Here is a 17717-nt window from a genome sequence, read left to right as displayed (position 1 = left end):
AGGGGACGCAGGGTCGCGCTGGCCATCGTCCCGCCGTTCCCCTCACCCGCCGAGGTTCATGCATGCCCCCCGTCCCCTACTTCCAGGCCGCCATGGGCCGCTATGTCGCCCTGGGCGACGACGATCTCCGGCTGCTCCAGCGGCTCGAGCGGCACACCGCCGCGGCCGGCAAGGACCGGGTGCTGTGGGGACACGGGGAGCGGGTCCGGAACCTGTTCATCCTGCAGAGCGGCTGGGCCTGTACCGTGCGCGACACCGTCGAGGGAGAGCGCCAGATCATCGAGCTGCTGCTGCCGGGCGATATCATCGGCTTGCGGGAGTTCACCTTCCGGCGGCACGGCAGCGAGGCGCGGATGATCAGCGCGGGGAGCGTCAGCTCCTTCACCCACCGGAACATCGTGGATCTCGTCGCGGCCTCCGCCGCCCTGGCGGTCGCCCTGTTCGCCGCCATCGGGCGCCAGGAGGCGCTGCTCACCGAGCGCATGCTGGTGACGCTGCATCGCTCGGCTCGGGTCCAGGTCAGCCACTTCGTGCTCGAGACCTACCTGCGCCTGAGCAAGCTCCAGCCCGTCGACCCCGCTCGAATGCCCTTTCCCGTCTCGCAGCGCCTGCTGGGACAGATCCTCGGGCTCTCGCCCGTGCACATCAATCGCACCCTGTCGGCGCTGGAGCGCGACGGCGTGCTCGAGAAGCACCGCGCGCACGTCGTCATCCATGATCCCCGGCGCCTGCATGCCGAGGCGGATTTCGACGACGACTACTTGAGCGATCGCGTGGACGGGCTCGGCCGGCGCCTCGCGGAGTTGCGAGACGGCGCCGGTCCCTTCGGCCTCAGCCGATCGGGCAGTTGACCCCGGTGCCCTTCAGCCCGCAGTAGCCGTCGGGATGCTTGGCCAGGTACTGCTGGTGATACTCCTCGGCGTAGTAGAAGGCCTCGAGCGGCTCGATCTCGGTGGTGACGGGTCCCTTGCCGGCGCGTGACAGCGCCTCGCCGTAGGCCGCGCGGCTCTGCTCGGCGGCCTCCTGCTGCGCGTCGCCGGTGGTCAGGATGATCGAGCGGTACTGGGGGCCGATGTCGTTGCCCTGGCGATTGCCCTGGGTGGGATCGTGGGCCTCCCAGAACACCCGCAGCAGCGTCTCGAGGTCGACGACGCGAGGGTCGAAGACCACCCGCACCACCTCGGCGTGCCCGGTGCGGCCGCTGCAGGTCTCCTCGTAGGTCGGATTCGGGGTCACGCCCCCGGCATAGCCCACGGCGGTGACGTGAACGCCGGGCAGCTCCCAGAACAGCCGCTCGGCGCCCCAGAAGCAGCCCAGGCCCAGCACGATCTCCTCCAGGCCGTCGGGCCAGGGGGGACGCATGGCATGACCGTTGACCAGGTGGGTGCCGCTGATCGGCAGCGGCGTCTCGCGCCCGGCGGGCGCGTGAACGGGATGGAGTGGCATGGGATTCGCTCCTTGTCGGTGATCGTCCGCCGCCCTCGCGGCGTCGCGGGGGCGGGCGTCATGGCGCTTCTGCCGGGCGGGCCGCGGGCCGATCACGGCGACGGCGGTTTCCCCGGCAGGCTGAAGGTATAGATCATGTCCACCGCCTGGGCGGCGCCGGAGACCGCCTCGAGGTAGAGGTTGCGCCACAGCTTGTAGCGCAGGGTGAGCTCGGCGATGGGCGAGAACACCCCGACGCCGTAGCCGATGCTCAGCCGGTCGGTCAGGTTGCCGGTGACCACCACCTGGCTCTCCTCCCCGGTCCCGGCGGTCGAGAGGCTGAGGTCCTCGATGCCGAAGGCCTCGCCGACGGCCCCCACGGCGTTGCCGGTCTTGCCGATGGTCAGGCCGATCAGCGCCGAGGTCAGCACGCCGTCTCCACCGCCGCTGCTGTCCGGCGCGCGCCCGCGCAGCAGGTAGGAGAGCGCCCTGCCCTCGTTCATGGCCGGCTCCGAGAAGATCTTTAGGCTCGGCGCCGACGCCTCGCCGGTCACTCGCAGGCCGGCGATCACGTCGTCCTCGGTGGCGGCGGGGTTGCGGATCGCCTCGAAGTCGAGCCGCGGCTGTCCCGGCGGGCCGCTGAAGAAGATGATGCCTTCGCGGATGACCAGGTCCTGGCCATAGGCCAGGAAGCGGCCGTCGACCAGGCTGACGTCGCCGAACAGCTGGACCGGACCGCTCTGCTGTCGCACCTCGAGGTTGCCCACGAGTTCCGACTCCAGGCCGTAGGCCTCCAGCTGCATGTCCGGACCGAGCATCAGGGTGATCCGGATGTCGGTGGCCATGCCCGCCTTGGCCATGGCCTCGGCGGTGGATTCGCCGGGCTGGCGTTCCGCCAGGGCCTCGGCGGCGCGGCGGTCATCCTCCTCGGTGATGATCACCTCGTCGGGACTGGGCGCCTGCGCCGACTTGGGCACCTCGCCCACCTTGAGCCTCGCCCAGGGGATCGCGACGGTGCCGCGTACCTGCAGTCGTTCGGGGTCGGCGCGCACGCTCAGCTCCGGGGCCAGGCGCAGGCGCCCGAAGCTCGGCAGGGCCGCCAGCAGGGGGTCCTCGACGGCGCTCAGGTCGATGGCTGCCTGCCATCCGCCGTCGGCCGGCCAGCGGGCGTCGCCGTCGATGGTGAGACGCCCCTGCTCGGCGGCCAGGAAGCCGTCGAGGTCGGCCCGGTCGCCGGCCAGCTCGACGATGAGTTCGCCGTCCCGCACCTCCAGGGGCAGATCGAGGCCGCCGGCCCGCAGTCCGCTCAGGGCGAGCCGGCCGTCGAGTCGCGGTGCCTGCTGACTGCCGGTGATGCGGATGTCGCCGTCCAGGCCGCCTTCGAGGGTCTCCAGGCCGGCGACCAGCGGGCGATAGGGTGCCAGGCGCAGGTCATCGACGCGCAGCTGGCCGTCGAGCGTGCCCTCGCCCAGCGGATCGACGATGCCGAGCGCCAGGCGCACCTCCCCGGTGTCGGCCAGGCCGACGACCAGCGCGAGGTCCGCCCGGGCCTCGCTGGCTTCCACCGTCACGTCGAGGGTGGTGCCGGGTACGGCCCAGGGCTGGCCGTAGGCGTCCTCGCCGGTCACCTCGGCGCGGCTGTCGAGGTCGGCGTCTAGCCGCCAGCGCTCGCCCCCGCCCGACCAGCGGGCGGAGAGGGTGCCGGCGCTCTCGCCGTCGATGCGCCATCCGGAGGGCATCACGCTGTCGACCAGGTCCATCGGCAGGTCGCGGATCTCGAGGGCGGCGCGCCCGGCCTCGGCCGAGGCCTCGAGCGGCTCGACGAGGCAGACGTCGCCCCCCTGCCGGCGGTTCAGGCAGAAGGGCGATACCTTAGCCGAGCCGTCGGGCAGGTTGGCCTCGAAGGCCAGCGCCTCGGCGAGGCGGATGTCGCCGAAGTCGCTGTCGACCTCCAGCGGCGACAGGCTGCCCCGATACTGCTCCCGGGCACGGTCCAGCCCCCCCTCGAGGGTCAGGGCCAGCCGCGAGACCGGTAGCCCCTCGCCGCCGTCCATGGCCAGGCGCAGTCGATGCGCCGTCTGCTGTCCCTCGAGGTCCAGCGTCAGCGCGGCGATCCGCTGCCCGCCGGCGGCGATGTCGCGGGCGTCCAGGGTCACGTCGAGGTCGGGATCCTCGAGGCCGGCGACGCGTACCGCCAGCTCCAGGCGCGACAGCCGGTTGTCGTTGAAGGCGAGCTCGCGCCCGGCCAGGTCGAGCTCGAGCTGCGGCGCCTCGAGGCTGCCCTGGGCGATGAAGGTGCCGTCGAGGACGCCCTCGAGGCCGGGATAGAGGCTCTCCATGGCCGGCAGGGCGAGCTCGCCCTGCAGGTCCAGCGACGACGGGCTGACCGTGCCCGCGGCGTTCAACCGGTTGCGGCCCTGGGCGAAGTCGAGGGTCTCGAGTGTCCAGTTCATTTCGCTGTCGCCGGCCAGCGCCGCCTCGAGGGAGAGTGGCCGGTCGTCCAGCACGCCCTGAAGGTCGAGGGACGGCACCTCGACCCGCCAGCTGTCGGCGTCCTGGGCGAAGCTCACCTCGGCGCCGCCGCCCAGGCGCCCCTCGAGCCCCGCGACGAAGTTACCCGGATCGATGCCGTCCAGGGAGAGCGTGGCCGTGGCGTCGAGGCCCTCTTCCCAGTCGACCCGGCCGCGACTGACGATCACCCCGCCCTGCTGATTCAGGGTCAGCGGCGACCACGCGAACTGGCTCAGGTTGCCGCTGCCCGTCAGCGACAGGTCGGTGGGCGGCAGCGACGGGCCCGAGGCGGTCACGGCGAGCTCGGCCCGGTAGTCCACCAGGCTGCCGGAGAGCTGCAGCGAGAGCCCCTCGGCCCGCCAGGGCTTAGGCGGCGGCTCGGTCGGTGCGTCACCTGCAGGCGCCTCCTCCTGCGCGTCGTCCGACGCTGCCTCGGACGCCGGGTCCGGCGACGACGGCGCGCCCGGCAGTGGCCACTGCAGGACCTCGCTGTCAAGCGAGGCCTCGAAGGGCAGCGTCGGATCCAGGGCGTCGAGACGCGCCGTCAGACGTGCCGCGACCGGCCCCTCCAGGGCCAGGTCGATCTCGAGATCGGCGAGGCTGCCGGCGACGTCGAGGTCGATGCGCTCGCCGGCGAGCGCCGGCAGTCGCTCCGGCAGGTAGAGCTCCGCGTCCAGGCGCGCCTCGAGGGGATAGTCGTCCCTCAGGGCCAGCCGCGCCTGGAACTCGGCGTCGGCATCGGGGCTCGCCAGCCTCAGCGGGTCGATGCGGATCTCCTGATCACGGGCGCTCAGGCGCAGCCGCAGGCGCTCCACGCCGGCCTCGACGGCGCCCCGGACGGCGAAGTCCTCGACCAGCAGCTCCGGCACCTCCACCGCCAGCGGCAGGGTCACCTCGGGCAGCGCGCGGCGCGGCTGCTCCGCGAGCGGCAGGCCGGCCACGCCCTGAAGCTCGGCGGCGGCCTCGGCGGGCAGCGGCGAATTCACGGCGATGGCGGCATCGATGGCCGGGGCGGTGAGCCTCGGCCCCTCGTGGTCGGCCTCGCTCAGGGCGAGACGCGTGCCCGCCGAGAGCGGCAGGGTCAGTCGGGTGCCGGCGAGCCGCGTGGGCAGCAGGGTCAGGGTGCCCTGCTCGGCGCGCAGGGCACTGGTGAAGGAGTCCCAGGCGAGCCGCGTGCCGTCGGCGAGTCGCAGGTCGACATCGTTAAGCGACAGCTCGCGCAGCTCGAAGGGAAACGGCAGCTGGATCGGGCCGAGCGGCTCGCCGCCCGGGGCGCTCTCCTCGGGGGGCTCCGGGGCGGCGGGCGCCGTCTCGGTCAGGCGGACATCGGCGCCGTCCAGGGCAAGACGCTCGATGCAGAGCCGCCCCCTGAGCAGGCAGTCCTCGGACCAGGCGAGCTCCAGGCGCGACAGGGCGATGCGGGCCGGGCCCGCCTCCAGGCGCAGGTCCTTGAGCACCAGGCGATCCAGCGGCGCGCCCTCGACCGCGCCCAGCTCATAGAGGCCGCGCTTGGCGCCCTGCTCGAGCAGCAGGCCGGTGCCCCAGGGGGAGAGGGCCAGGCCCAGCAGCAGCAGCACGAGGCCGATGAGCCACAGGGGCAGAAGGATCAACAGGCGGGCCAGGGCCCAGGTCACGGCGCGCTTTCTCAAGACGTTGGCTCTCAGAATTCCGGTCCGATGGAGAAGTGGATGCGAAAGCTATCCTCGATATCGAAGGGGTGGGCGACGTCGAAGCGGATGGGACCGACCGGCGAGATCCAGCGCACGCCGAGGCCCGCGCCGGTCTTCAGGTCGCTCGGCCACCAGTCGGTGAAGGCATCGCCGGTGTCGATGAAGGTCGCCAGCCACCACTTGCCGGCCACCCGCCGCTGGGCCTCGAGGCCGACGGTCAGCAACTGCTCGCCGCCGACCAGCTCGCCCTCGCTGTTCTCGGGGGCGATGCTCTCGTAGGAGTAGCCGCGCACGCTGCGATCGCCGCCGGTGAAGAAGCGCAGCGACGGCGGGATGTCGGCGAAGTCGTCGGTGGTGATGCTGCCGAACCCGACCCGGCCGACGAAGCGGTTGTCATCGCCCAGCATGCGGATCCATTCGCTGTCGCCGGTGATGCGCAGGAACTCGGCCGCCGACCCCCAGGCCTCGCTGGAGTACTCGACCGCCAGCAGCTGGCGATCCCCCCAGGTGGGAAAGGCGGGGTTGCGGGTGCGGGTGCGCGTCCAGCTGATGCCGGGATAGAGCAGCAGGACCTCGTTGGAGACGCCGGCCTGGGTGAAGTCCTCGTAGGTGCCGCGCAGGTAGAGCGACTGCTCCCAGTCCCTGGCGAACGACCAGAAGTCGTCGGCCGCCCAGTCGCTGTCGAACTTCCAGCGCCGCGCGATCTCCACGGTGCTCTCGAGGGTCTGGGTATCCTCGTTGTCCTTGTTGCGCAGGCCGTACTGGAGGCGATAGCTGTCGCGTAGCGGGTTGTCCAGGGGCATGGTGTAGAGGCCGGAAAAGCGCTGCTCCGGCCCCGAGAGGTAGAGGTCGTGGTCGAGGCCGTGGCCGAAGCGATTGATCCAGGGCTGATCCCAGGAGAGGCGGATGCGGGGCCCCACGTCGGTGGCGTAGCCCAGGCCGACCTCGAACTGATGGCGATCCGCCGGCGTCACCGTGACGTCGATGGGGGCCTCGGCGGGACGCAGCAGCGTGCTGGCCGCGACCAGCGCCTCGGCCTCGATGCGCGGCGCCGGAGGCGCCGGCTCCCGGCCCTCGAGATCGAGGGCCTGCCACCAGCCGGCCTCCTCCTCGGGCAGCGCCAGTCGCTCGATGTCGCGATCGAGGCGCGGCCGCACGCTCAGCGAGGCGAACCACTCGGTCTGGCCCAGGCGCTCGTTGAGCCTGGCCACCTGGCTGGCCAGGTAGGGATCGCCGCGCTCGAAGGTCGCCAGGTTCTCGAGCCGTTGGGTCTCGATGTGGTGGCCCTGGAAGGTCACCTCGCCGAAGCGGTAGCGCGGGCCGCTGTCCAGCGCCAGATAGAGCCGGGCGCTCTGGGCATAGGGGCGCACTTCCATGCGCCGGTCGGTGAAGGCCCAGTCGAAGTAGCCGCGCTGCAGGGCGAGGTTGGCCAGGGTGCTGCGCAGGCTGTCGAAGGGCGCATGGCGCAGCCGGTCCCCCTTGGAGAGGGGGAAGGCATCGATGGCGTCGACGAAGGGCGGATCATCGGCGGCGTCGCCAGTCACCGAGAGCTCGAGGACCTCGATGCGCACCGGCGCGCCGGGATCGATGACCAGGGTCACCTCCTCGGGCGCCTCGGGGTCGTCGAAGCGCGTGCGAATATTGGGCGAGTAGTAGCCGTAGACCCGCAGGGCCTCGCTGCTGCGCCGCAACACCTCGCTCTTGAGGCGTTCGGGGCTGTACTGCGCGGCCTCGAGCTCGTCGAGATAGAGCCGGACGTTCTCGGCCAGCTCGTCCTCGACGCCCTCGATCGTTGCCTCGAGGGCCTGGGCGCCGGGTGCCAGGCCGAGACACAGCGTGGCCGCCGCGAGGCGCGTCATCGCGCGATTATCCATGGGCATCGATCCCTGACGGGGGGATGTCACTGGCGCAGGGCCTCGAGCTGGGCGCTCAGGGCGAGCTGGGACTGGCGCAGTTCGCGCAGTCCGGCGCTCATCTCGTCAAGCCCGCTCGCCAGCGCTTCCATTCGTTGGCGATCATCATCGCGTGATCCGCTCACGGCTTCAACTTGGCCGTCGAGCTCCGTCAGTCGTGCCTGCTGGGTCTCGAGGCGCTCCCGGAGTGTCGCCATGCCCTCGCTCAGGGCCTCGTGCCGCTCGGCCTGCCGCTTCCGGGCCTGCTCGAGGGTCGCCAGCCGCTCGCCCAGCGCCGCGCGCCCCTCCTCGCCGGCCCGCTCCAGGGCGTCCAGGGAGGTGCGGGTCGCGGCCAGGGTGGCGTCCCGGGTCTCGGCCTCCTCGTCGAGCGTGGCGAGGCGCGCCTGCTGGCGCTCCAGGCGCTCCTCGAGGGGCGCGAGTCGCTGCGCCCGTGCGCGCTCGAGGTCGCTCTTGAGTTCGGTCTCGAGCTCGCTGTCGAATTCCGACAGGCGGCGGTCGATGACCGCGTCGATCTCGGCTTCCAGGTTGGAAAGCTCGTCCAGGCGCGTCTGCAGGGCCTCGAGGGCCTCTCCCCTGCCCTCGTCGGCATCGAAGCGCGCGTGCACGTTGGAGAGCTCGCCGCTGACCCGGGAGAGCTCGGCCTGCAGGCGAGTCCGTTCCTGCCAGCCGGCCCAGGCGAGCGCCGCGCCGGCGGCGATCAGCAGCAGGATCAGCAGCCACAGCGGCCAGACCCGCGGGGGCGCGGGATAGCGGGCGCGCGGCGCCGAGAGGCTGGCATCCGGGTCCGGCACGATCGGTCGGGGGTGCCGGCGGTCATCCGGGTGCTCTGCCATGACGAACTCCTTCTCTCGGGGTGGTTGGCCGGGGCCGACGGCCCGGCGGCGCGCAATTGGCGGCCCCCGGGCCGAGTGCTATGATGCCGCGACAGCACCGACACATCGTCCTGATAGTGTAAGGTTTTTTGTCATCGGAACGCACGGTTCCCGGTCAACATCGACGAGGGAGTCTTGAATCCCGGCGTCCCGATGCCCACCATGAGGTGCTGTTACGACACCGCTGACGACAAGGAGAGACTCGATGGCATTTGAACTGCCCGCACTGCCGTACGACAAGAACGCTCTGGAACCGCACATCTCGGCCGAGACCCTCGAGTATCACTACGGCAAGCATCACCAGACCTACGTGAACAAGCTCAACGAGCTGACCGACGGCACCGCCGAGGCGGACAAGTCCCTGGAAGAGATCATCAAGTCTTCCTCCGGCGGCCTGTTCAACCAGGCGGCGCAGGTCTGGAACCACACCTTCTACTGGCACTGCCTCTCTCCCAACGGCGGCGGCGAGCCGACCGGTGCCCTGGCCGAGGCCATCAACGCCAAGTTCGGCTCCTTCGAGAAGTTCAAGGAGACCTTCAACGCCCAGGCGGCCGGCAACTTCGGCTCCGGCTGGACCTGGCTGATCAAGACCGCTGACGGCGGCGTCGACATCGTCAACACCAGCAACGCCGACACCCCCATCGCCCACGGCCAGACCCCGCTGCTGACCATCGACGTGTGGGAGCACGCCTACTACATCGACTATCGCAACGCGCGTCCGAAGTACCTCGAGAACGTGTGGAGCGTCCTCAACTGGGACTTCGTCGCCCAGAACTTCAGCTAAGCCCGGACGTCAGGTACGCCTGACCGTCAGCCAGGGCAGCGGCGCCTCGGCGCCGCCCGCTGAACGACAACGGCCCCGCCATTTGGCGGGGCCGTTGCGTTGCGTGTCGCAGGCGCAGGGCGGAGATGCGGGACGCGTCAGGGGTCGGCGCGGCGCCCGATCCCGCGATAGTGCAGGCCGCAGGCCGCGACGTGGGCCGGGTCGTAGATGTTGCGGCCGTCGAGCAGCAGCTTCTCGCCGAGCAGGTCGGTCAGCCGCGGCCAGTCGGGGTTCCAGTAGGCCTTCCACTCGGTGACCAGCATCAGCGCGTCGGCGTCCTCGCAGGCCGCCAGCGGGTCGGCGGTGAACACCTCAAGCAGCGGGTGCTCGCCGACCTCGGCGAGGACCGCGGGGATCGCCGCGGGGTCGTGGAGGCGCACCCGCACTCCCTGGGCCCAGAGGGCGCGCAGCAGCGTGAGCACCGGCGCCTGGTCGATGCGCGCCGTGCCGGGCTTGAAGGCCGCGCCCCAGATCGCCACCGTGCGGCCGCCCAGGCGGCCATGGAAGTGGGACCAGAGCTTGCGAAACAGCGTCTCCTTCTTGTGCTCGTTGATGTCGAGCACCTGGTCGAGCAGCGCCGAGTGGCGACCGCTCGCCGACTGGACGTGGGCCAGGCGCATCAGGTCGCGGGAGAAGTTGGGGCCGCCGAAGCCGCAGCCGGGATAGAGGTACTCGTAGCCGATGCGCGAATCGGCCCCCATGCCCTGGCGCACGTGCTCCACGTCCACGCCGAGGCTGTCGGCGAGCCCGGCGATCTCGTTCATGTAGCTGATGCGGGTCGCCAGCATGCCGTTGATGGCGAGCTTGGTGAGCTCCGCGGCGCGCCGCGGCATGCGCTGGATCACCTCGCGGCGACGGTTGAAGGCGCGCAGCAGTTCGCGCACCTGGCCCGCGGCCCGGTCGTCGTCGCAGCCGAGCAGCCAGCGCGAGGGCCGGGTGAAGGTCTCCCAGGCCCGCCCCTCCTCGAGCAGGTCGGCCAGCGCCACCGCGCGGCAGCCGTCCAGGCGCGCCTCCAGCTGCTCGGTCTCGCCGACCGGGAAGGTGGAGTTGTTGATCAGCACGGCCCCGGGACAGAGGCTCGCCATCCGCGTCTCCACGCAGGCGGCGGCATCCGGGCGCTGGTCCGGCGAGACGGCGAGCCACATCACGTCGAAGGGCTCGTCGTCGAGGTCGTGGTCGTCCTGGGCGAGGATCCGCAGGCTGCCCTGGGTCAGCCCCTCCTCGAGCCGGCCCATCAGCTCCGGCTCGCTCAACAGCCAGCGACTCTGCGCGAGGGCCGGCCAGTCGGCCGAGGCGTGGGGCAGCCAGGCCACGCGGTGGCCCACCCAGGAGAGCGCGGCCGCCGCGGTGGCCGCGGCCAGCTCGCTGCCGTGGATCAGAACCCGCATGGCATCACTCCTCGTCCGCGTAGCGCGAAAGCAGCTCGCGAAAGCCCTGCCCGTAGCGGGCATGGCGACGGCCGTAGGCGAGAATCGCCTCCAGGTAGCCGAGCTGATGGCCGCAGTCGTAGGTCTTGCCCTGCATGCGGAAGGCGTCGACCCCCTCCTCGCGGCGCAGGGTCTCGATGGCGTCGGTGAGCTGGATCTCGTTGCCGGCTCCGGGCGGCGTCTCGGCGAGCAGCGGGAAGATGCGCCCGGGCAGGACGTAGCGGCCGATCACCGCGAGGTCGGAGGGCGCCTCGTCCACCGGCGGCTTCTCGACCACGCCGGCGATCGGGCGCGACTCGCCGGGGCCCGGCAGCTCGCCGCCGGTATCGACGATGCCGTACTTGTGGACCAGCGCGTGGGGCACCTCCTCGACCATCAGCTGGCTGTGCCCGGTCTTCTCGAAGGAATCGATCATGCCGGCCAGGTCGTTGCGTGCGAGACCCTCGCCGTCGACCAGCACGTCGGGCAGCAGCACCGCGAACGGCTCGTCGTCGCCCACCACCGGGCGGGCACAGAGCACGGCGTGGCCGAGGCCCAGCGGCTCGGGCTGGCGCACGCTGATGATGTTGACGTCGGCCGGCACGATGGAGCGCAGCTCCTCGAGCAGATCGGTCTTGCCCTTGGCCTCGAGGCTCGCCTCGAGCTCGAAGTGCTTGTCGAAGTGGTTCTCGATGGCGCTCTTGGTGCCGTGGGTCACCAGCACGATATCGCGGATTCCCGCGGCCACGGCCTCCTGGACGACGTACTGGATCACCGGTCGATCGACGATGGTGATCATCTCCTTGGGAATGGCCTTGGAGGCCGGGAGACAGCGCGTGCCGAACCCGGCAACGGGAAGAACGGCCTTGTGGATCATGGTGCGGTCCCTGTCACGGTGGAGTGTGGCTCGCCGGAAAGCGTGGGAATGGCCTCCGGGGAGCGGGTACAATGGCCATGATACCGAACCCAGGCCGGCCTGACAGCGTGTCGGCTAGGCGACACCAGGGAGAGAATAGATGAGCGCAAGCCACCCGCAAGCGGGCAACGTCGACCAGGCGGAGATCGCCAAGTTCGAGGCCCTGGCCGACCGCTGGTGGGATCCGCACGGCGAATTCAAGCCGCTTCACGATATCAACCCCCTACGGCTGGACTTCATCGACGCCCGCTCGGGGCTGGCCGGCCGGCGCGTGCTGGACGTCGGCTGCGGCGGCGGCATCCTCGCCGAGGCCATGGCCCACCGCGGCGCCGAGGTCACCGGCATCGACCTGGGCGAGGCGCCGCTGGCCGTGGCCCGGCTGCACGCCCGGGACCAGGGCGTCGGCGTCGACTACCGCCACATCAGCGCCGAGGCGATGGCCGAGGCGCATCCCGGCGAGTTCGACGTGGTCACCTGCCTGGAGATGCTCGAGCACGTGCCCGACCCGGCCTCGGTGGTGCGCGCCTGCGCGGCGCTGGTGAAGCCCGGTGGCCAGGTGTTCTTCTCGACCCTGAACCGCACGCCCAAGGCCTATGCCCTGGCGGTGGTCGGTGCCGAGTACGTGATGCGCATGCTGCCCCGCGGCACCCACGACTACAGCCGCTTCATCCGCCCGTCGGAGCTGGCCGGCTGGTGCCGCGAGGCGGGCCTCGCCGTGCGCGAGCAGAACGGCCTGGTCTATCACCCGATCACGCGCCAATTTTCGCTCTCGACCCGCGATGTCTCGGTCAACTACCTGATGCACTGTCGCCGGGAGACGACGTGATGCCCAAAGTGCGCCCCGAGGCCCTGCTCTTCGACCTGGACGGCACCCTGGTGGACACCGCGCCGGACCTGGCCCGGGCGACCAATGCCCTGCGCGAGCATCACGGCCTGCCCGCCCTGCCCTATGCGACGATCCGCGCCCAGGTCTCCAACGGCGGCAGCGCCCTGGTGACCCTGGCGCTGGGCCTCGAGAAGCAGGCCCCGGGGCATGACGCGGCCCGCACCTTCCTGCTCGAGGCCTACGGCCAGGCGGTGGCCGAGGAGAGTCGCGTCTTCCCTCCGCTGGACCGTCTGCTGGACGCCTGGGCCGCGGGCGAGGGCCGCTGGGGCATCGTCACCAACAAGCCCCGCGCCTACGCCGCCCCCCTGGTCGAGGCCCTCGGTCTCGCCCCCGGGGTGTTGCTCTGTGCCGACGATCTGCCGGTCAAGAAACCCGATCCCGCCCCGCTCGTCGAGGCGGCGCGACGCCTCGCGGCCTCGCCCGTGCACTGCTGGTACATCGGCGATCACCTGCGTGACATGCAGGCGGCCCGGGCGGCCGGCATGGCCGCCGTGGCGGTGGGCTATGGCTACATCGAGGAAGAGGACGACTACCGGCGCTGGCCGGCCGACCTCTGGTTCGATACCGCCGAGGCGCTGGTCGCGGCGCTGCTGGAGGGAGAGTCCGAGGGCTAGCACGCCAGCCGCGCCCCAGACACGACGAAGCCCTCACGCCTGGCCGGCCACGCCGTGCCGGCGCGAGGGCTTCTTCTTGCTGGCCTCACCGTTCGGCCTGGCCCCTCAGGCCCCCTTGGGCGGCTGGGCGTCGAACTGCTCGCCGTTGTGGCCCCGGCTCTCCGGGCCCATCAGCCACAGGTAGGTGGGCATGATCGCCTCGGGGGTCCGCAGCGTCAGCGGGTCCTCGCCCGGATAGGCGGCCTTGCGCATGGCGGTGCGCGTCGCCCCGGGATTGAGGCTGTTGACCCGCAGCGTGCCCAGGTGCTCGACCTCGTCGGCCAGCACCTGGACGAAGCCCTCGGTGGCGAACTTGGAGACCGAGTAGGCCCCCCAGTAGGCGCGGCCGCGGCGCCCCACGCCCGACGAGGTGAACACCACCGAGGCGTCCGGCGAGCTCTTGAGCAGCGGCAGCAGCGCCTGGGTCATCCAGATCGGCCCGTTGATGTTGACCTGCATCACCTGCTCCCAGAGCTCGGGATTGTACTGCTCGAAGGGGGTGATGCGGCCGAGCATCCCAGCGTTGTGCAGGATGCCGTCGAGGCGGCCGAACTCCTTGTCCAGGGTCTCGGCCATGTCGTGATAGTCCTTGAGCACGGCCCCCTCGAAATTGAGCGGGAAGATCGCCGGCTGGGGACCGCCGGCGGCCTCGATCTCGTCGTAGACCTTCTCCAGCTTGGCGATGGTGCGCCCGAGCAGGATCACGGTGGCGCCATGTCCGGCGAAGGCCAGCGCCGCTTCCCGGCCGATGCCGTCGCCGGCACCGGTGACCAGGATGATGCGGCCGTCGAGCAGATTGGGCGCGGGCTGATAGTCGATCTTGCAGGTCATCTCGGTTCCTCAGTTGCCCGTCTGGCGCAGGAAGTCATCGGCCAGTCCGGCGGCGCTGCTGTCGGGGTACTCCTCGCGCACCCGCTCGAGCAGGGCCCGGCTCTCTTCCGGCCGCCCGCGGCGCGCCTCGAGCAGGCCCAGCTTGTAGAGGGCGTCGGGCACCTTGCTGCTCTCGGGGAAGTCCTCGAGCACCCGCCGGAAGGCCGCCTCGGCCGGCTCCAGGTTGGACTCGGCGGAGTGCAGCTCGCCCAGCCAGTAGTGGGCGTTGGCGGTCAGCCGCGCGTCGGGGTATTGGCGGACGAAGGCCTCGAAGGCGCTGATCGCCTCGCCGAACTCGCGGGCCTGGACGTGGCCGAAGGCGGCCTGATAGGCCTGCTGGGTGCCGGCCTCATCGCCGCGCGGCGATGGCGTCTCGGCCACCTCGCGGGCGCTCTGCTCGTCCACGGGCGGGGCGGCCTGGCCGACGCCGCTGCCCGCCGCCATCAGCCGATCCTCGATGTCGAGGTACTGCTGGCGGGTCTGGCGACGCAGCTGCTCGAGCTGGTGGCGCAGCTCTTCCACCTGGCCACGCAGCTGGCGGATCTCCTCCTGGTGCTGCTGCACCTGGTTGAAGATCACCAGGCTGCCGCCGGCCTCCTCGCGGGTCGCCGTCTGGCTGTAGAAGCCCCCTCCCCGCTGGTTCTCGGTGAGGTCCTCGATTACCGGCTGCTGTGCCGCAACGGTCAGCGGGAGCACCAGGGCTCCCGCGCCGCACAGTCTCTTCAGACCGTGTCTCATGACTATCTCCCTCGTCGTGTGGGCCTGGCTCAGTAGGCGAAGACCACCCGACGGTTCTGGGCGTAGGCCTGCTCGTTCGCGCCACGCGCGGCGGGCCGCTCCTCGCCGTAGCTCACCACCTCGACCTGGGAGGGGGAGACGCCCTGCACGTTGAGGTAGCGCTCCACGGAGCCGGCACGACGCTCGCCCAGGGCCAGGTTGTACTCGCGGGTGCCGCGCTCGTCGGTGTGGCCCTGCAGGATCACCGTGGCGCTGGGGTTGGCGCGCAGGAACTGGGCATGGGCGGTGAGCACCGGCTCGAACTCGCTGCGGATGGCGTCGCTGTCGTACTCGAAGTAGATGGTGCGGGTCGCCGGGATGCGGCCGTCGGCGTCGGTCATCTGGCCGGCGCGGTCGCCGTTGACGCCGCTACCCCCGGCGGTGCCGGTGGTGACGCCGCCGCTGCCGCCGGCGAGGCCGCCGTCCAGGTCGCCATCCTGGCTGCCGCCCGTGCTGGAACAACCGGCCACGACGGCCAGGGAAAGCGCGATCGCCAGGGTTCTGGCGTGGGACTTGAGCTGCATCGAGAAACTCCTTTTTGGGGACATCAGTTCAGAAACGGGGACCACGCGGGTTCGCGGACATCACCCTGTGCCGCCGGCAGCCGGAAGGAGGCGCGCCCGTCGGCGGACACGCCGCCCAGCACGCCGTTGCCGCCCTGCTGGGTGGCGAAGATTACCATGGTGCCGTTGGGCGCGACACTGGGGGATTCGTCCTGACGCGAGTCGGTCAGGGCCACCAGGCGGCCGCTCTCCAGATCCTGGCGCGCGACCTGGTAGCCGTTGCTGCCGCGGTGGATCAGGAAGATCGACTCGCCGTCCGGCGCGAAGCGGGCCCGGGCGTTGTAGTTGCCGGTGAAGGTGATGCGCTCGGCCTGGCCGCTGCCGAGCTCGAGGTGATAGATCTGGGGCCCGCCGCTGCGATCGGAGGTGAACACCAGGCTCTGGCCATCCGGCGACCAGGCGGGCTCGGTCTCGATGCTGGAGCCCGTGGTGACCCGCTCGAGGTTGCGCGAGCCGATGTCCATCACGTAGATGTCCGGCTGGCCGTCCTTGGAGAGCGACATCGCCAGGCGCCGGCCGTCCGGCGACCAGGTCGGGGCGCTGTTGAGCCCCTCGAAGGAGGTGGCCCGCACGCGGCGACCGGAGGCGATCTCCTGGATGTAGATGGCCGGGCGTCCGGTCTCGAAGGAGACGTAGGCCAGCTTGCTGCCGTCCGGCGACCAGGAGGGCGACATGATCGGCTCGTCGGAGGCCAGGACCTGCTGGCTGTTGCGCCCGTCGGCGTCGGCCACGTGCAGCGCATACTGGGTCTGATCGCCCAGGCCCGTGGAGGTCACGTAGGCGATGCGGGTCGAGAAGGCCCCGCGGATATCGGTGATCTCCTCGAAGATCTGGTCGCTGATGTAGTGGGCGGCGTCGCGCAGCCCCTGACGCCCGGCGGTCACGCTCTCGGCGAGCATCCGGCTGCCGCCGCTGACGTCCATCAGCTCGTACTCGATCCGGTAGTTCTCGCCCTCGCGGCTGACACGGCCCACCACCAGGTAGCGTACGTCCAGGGCGCGCCACTCGCCGTAGCGGACCTCGTCGCTCGAGGCGGGACGCGCGAACATGGCCTCGCGCTCGAGGGGTTCGAAGTAGCCGCTGCGCTCCAGGTCATCGGCGACGATCTGGGCGATGTCCTGGGGCATCTCCTCCCCGTCGGCCAGCGGCACCACGGCAATGGGCGTGGCCCGGTCGCTGCCACGGGTGATCTCGATGGTCAGGTCGGCCTGGGCCAGGCCGGTGACCAGCATCAGCATGGCGGCCAGCCAGGTACTCTTCAGAATCTTCATCAGCGGATATCCCCCGGTCTGAATCGCAGATTGAATTGACGGTAGTCGCGTTGCACCGCCGCCGGCAACTGGCGAAGCTCGGCGAAGGGGGCGGCGGCCTCCACGGCCTGGACCGCGGAGCGGTCGAAGGCCCCGTTACCACTGCTCTGACCGATGGAGGCGGCAAACAGCTCCCCCGACGGCCCGAGTCGTACCCTGACCTGGGCTGCGGCGCCCGGCGGCACGTTGGGCGGAATCACCCAGGCCTGCTCCACCGCGCGACGCACCAGGTTGATGAAACCGTTGGCAGCCTCGTTGGCCTGGCGGGCATTGGCGACGCTCTCGCTCTCGCCCTCGATGGCGCGATCCAGCCCCTGGCTCGCCGCCTCGGCGGCGCGGCGGGCGGCCTCCTCGGCCTGGCGCTGCCGTTCGGCCTCCGCCTCGGCCTGGCGCTGCCGTTCGGCTTCCGCCTCGGCCTGGCGCTGCCGTTCGGCCTCCGCCTCGGCCTGGCGCTGCCGCTCGGCTTCCGCCTCGGCCTGGCGCTGCCGTTCGGCTTCCGCCTCGGCCTGACGCTGCCGTTCGGCTTCCGCCTCGGCCTGGCGCTGCCGTTCGGCCTCCGCCTCGGCCTGGCGCTGCCGCTCGGCTTCCGCCTCGGCCTGGCGCTGCCGTTCGGCTTCCGCCTCGGCCTGACGCTGCCGTTCGGCTTCCGCCTCGCGGCGACGCTCCGCCTGGGCCTCCGCCTCGGCGGCGCGACGGGCGGCCTCCTCCTCCGCCTCGCGGCGGGCGGCCTCGCGGGCCTCGGCCTCGGCTTGGCGTTGCGCTTCGGCCTCAGCTTCGGCTTCGGCTTCGGCCTCAGCTTCGGCTTCTGCCTCGGCCCGGCGGGCGGCCTCCTCCTGCTCGGCCTGGCGTGCCGCCTGCTCCGCTTCCTCGGCTTCGGCGCGCTCGGCCTCCTCTTCCGCCTGGCGCGCGGCCGCCCGGGCCCGCGCCTCCTCGGCGCGCTGGGCCTGATCGGTGGTGGTCTCGGTGCTCACCAGGGTCGCCTGGACGATGTTGGTGCTCGGCGGCGCGACCTCCTCCTCGGGAAAGCGCAGCACGCTGGCCACGAGGATCGCCAGGTGCAGCCCGATGGCGAGCAGCAGCGGCAGGCCGTAGCCCACGCGTCGGTCATGTCTGGCCATGGGC

Annotated in this window: 15 protein-coding genes; 4 read left to right on the top strand and 11 right to left on the bottom strand. The window is 71.3% G+C overall.

Annotation, left to right across the window (positions count from 1 at the left end; translation table 11 throughout):
* Window positions 1-62 precede the first annotated feature (62 nt).
* Window positions 63-851, top strand: coding sequence for a Crp/Fnr family transcriptional regulator (locus C9F13_RS00420; protein ID WP_170121117.1), 789 nt, complete (start codon window positions 63-65; stop codon window positions 849-851).
* Here C9F13_RS00420 and msrA read toward each other — a convergent pair.
* From msrA to C9F13_RS00400, 4 genes are all read right to left on the bottom strand, one after another.
* Complete coding sequence (msrA, locus tag C9F13_RS00415) at window positions 832-1446, bottom strand: peptide-methionine (S)-S-oxide reductase MsrA (RefSeq protein ID WP_108444276.1); 615 nt, start codon at window positions 1444-1446, stop codon at window positions 832-834. The two genes, C9F13_RS00420 and msrA, sit on opposite strands and share 20 nt — an antisense overlap.
* Before the next feature lie 92 nt (window positions 1447-1538).
* Window positions 1539-5585: an autotransporter assembly complex protein TamB gene (gene tamB, locus C9F13_RS00410; RefSeq protein ID WP_108444275.1), complete on the bottom strand. Its 4047-nt coding sequence runs from the start codon at window positions 5583-5585 to the stop codon at window positions 1539-1541.
* 11 nt (window positions 5586-5596) lie between these two features.
* Window positions 5597-7480 (bottom strand): autotransporter assembly complex protein TamA, encoded by a 1884-nt coding sequence (locus C9F13_RS00405; protein WP_108444274.1) that lies wholly within the window; start codon window positions 7478-7480, stop codon window positions 5597-5599.
* 26 nt (window positions 7481-7506) lie between these two features.
* Window positions 7507-8352: a hypothetical protein gene (locus tag C9F13_RS00400; RefSeq protein WP_108444273.1), complete on the bottom strand. Its 846-nt coding sequence runs from the start codon at window positions 8350-8352 to the stop codon at window positions 7507-7509.
* A 244-nt stretch (window positions 8353-8596) separates the two neighbouring features.
* Between C9F13_RS00400 and C9F13_RS00395 the strand changes: the two genes are divergently transcribed.
* Entirely contained in the window at window positions 8597-9175 is a 579-nt protein-coding gene (locus tag C9F13_RS00395) for a superoxide dismutase (RefSeq protein ID WP_108444272.1), read from the top strand.
* A gap of 137 nt (window positions 9176-9312) precedes the next feature.
* On the opposite strand, the gene C9F13_RS00390 is transcribed toward C9F13_RS00395, so the two are convergent.
* Entirely contained in the window at window positions 9313-10602 is a 1290-nt protein-coding gene (locus C9F13_RS00390; RefSeq protein ID WP_108444271.1) for a nucleotide sugar dehydrogenase, read from the bottom strand.
* Window positions 10603-10606: 4 nt separating this feature from the next.
* Complete coding sequence (gene galU, locus C9F13_RS00385) at window positions 10607-11497, bottom strand: UTP--glucose-1-phosphate uridylyltransferase GalU (RefSeq protein WP_108444270.1); 891 nt, start codon at window positions 11495-11497, stop codon at window positions 10607-10609.
* Window positions 11498-11636: 139 nt separating this feature from the next.
* Between galU and ubiG the strand changes: the two genes are divergently transcribed.
* A complete protein-coding gene (ubiG, locus tag C9F13_RS00380) occupies window positions 11637-12362 on the top strand; it encodes a bifunctional 2-polyprenyl-6-hydroxyphenol methylase/3-demethylubiquinol 3-O-methyltransferase UbiG (protein ID WP_108444269.1) in 726 nt (241 codons plus the stop codon).
* Window positions 12362-13036, top strand: a complete 675-nt coding sequence (locus tag C9F13_RS00375) for an HAD-IA family hydrolase (RefSeq protein WP_108444268.1) — start codon at window positions 12362-12364, stop codon at window positions 13034-13036. The genes ubiG and C9F13_RS00375 overlap by 1 nt, the downstream gene beginning before the upstream one ends.
* Before the next feature lie 105 nt (window positions 13037-13141).
* On the opposite strand, the gene C9F13_RS00370 is transcribed toward C9F13_RS00375, so the two are convergent.
* Genes C9F13_RS00370 through tolA form a run of 5 tightly spaced genes read right to left on the bottom strand, consistent with a single transcriptional unit; the run spans window position 13142 to window position 17713 of the window.
* Entirely contained in the window at window positions 13142-13906 is a 765-nt protein-coding gene (locus C9F13_RS00370) for a YciK family oxidoreductase (protein WP_108444267.1), read from the bottom strand.
* Between the two features lie 9 nt (window positions 13907-13915).
* Window positions 13916-14683 carry a tol-pal system protein YbgF gene (gene ybgF / locus C9F13_RS00365; RefSeq protein ID WP_108444266.1) on the bottom strand — a complete coding sequence of 256 codons (768 nt, stop codon included), beginning with the start codon at window positions 14681-14683 and terminating at the stop codon, window positions 13916-13918.
* A gap of 29 nt (window positions 14684-14712) precedes the next feature.
* Window positions 14713-15246 carry a peptidoglycan-associated lipoprotein Pal gene (gene pal / locus C9F13_RS00360; RefSeq protein ID WP_108444265.1) on the bottom strand — a complete coding sequence of 178 codons (534 nt, stop codon included), beginning with the start codon at window positions 15244-15246 and terminating at the stop codon, window positions 14713-14715.
* Window positions 15247-15269: 23 nt separating this feature from the next.
* Window positions 15270-16556 carry a Tol-Pal system beta propeller repeat protein TolB gene (gene tolB, locus C9F13_RS00355; RefSeq protein WP_108444264.1) on the bottom strand — a complete coding sequence of 429 codons (1287 nt, stop codon included), beginning with the start codon at window positions 16554-16556 and terminating at the stop codon, window positions 15270-15272.
* Window positions 16556-17713 (bottom strand): cell envelope integrity protein TolA, encoded by a 1158-nt coding sequence (tolA, locus tag C9F13_RS00350; RefSeq protein WP_108444263.1) that lies wholly within the window; start codon window positions 17711-17713, stop codon window positions 16556-16558. Before tolA ends, tolB begins: the two co-directional genes overlap by 1 nt.
* Window positions 17714-17717: the final 4 nt, after the last annotated feature.

The organism is Halomonas denitrificans (assembly GCF_003056305.1).
Taxonomy (GTDB): domain Bacteria; phylum Pseudomonadota; class Gammaproteobacteria; order Pseudomonadales; family Halomonadaceae; genus Halomonas; species Halomonas denitrificans.
This window is presented reverse-complemented; position numbering and strand designations above follow the sequence as displayed.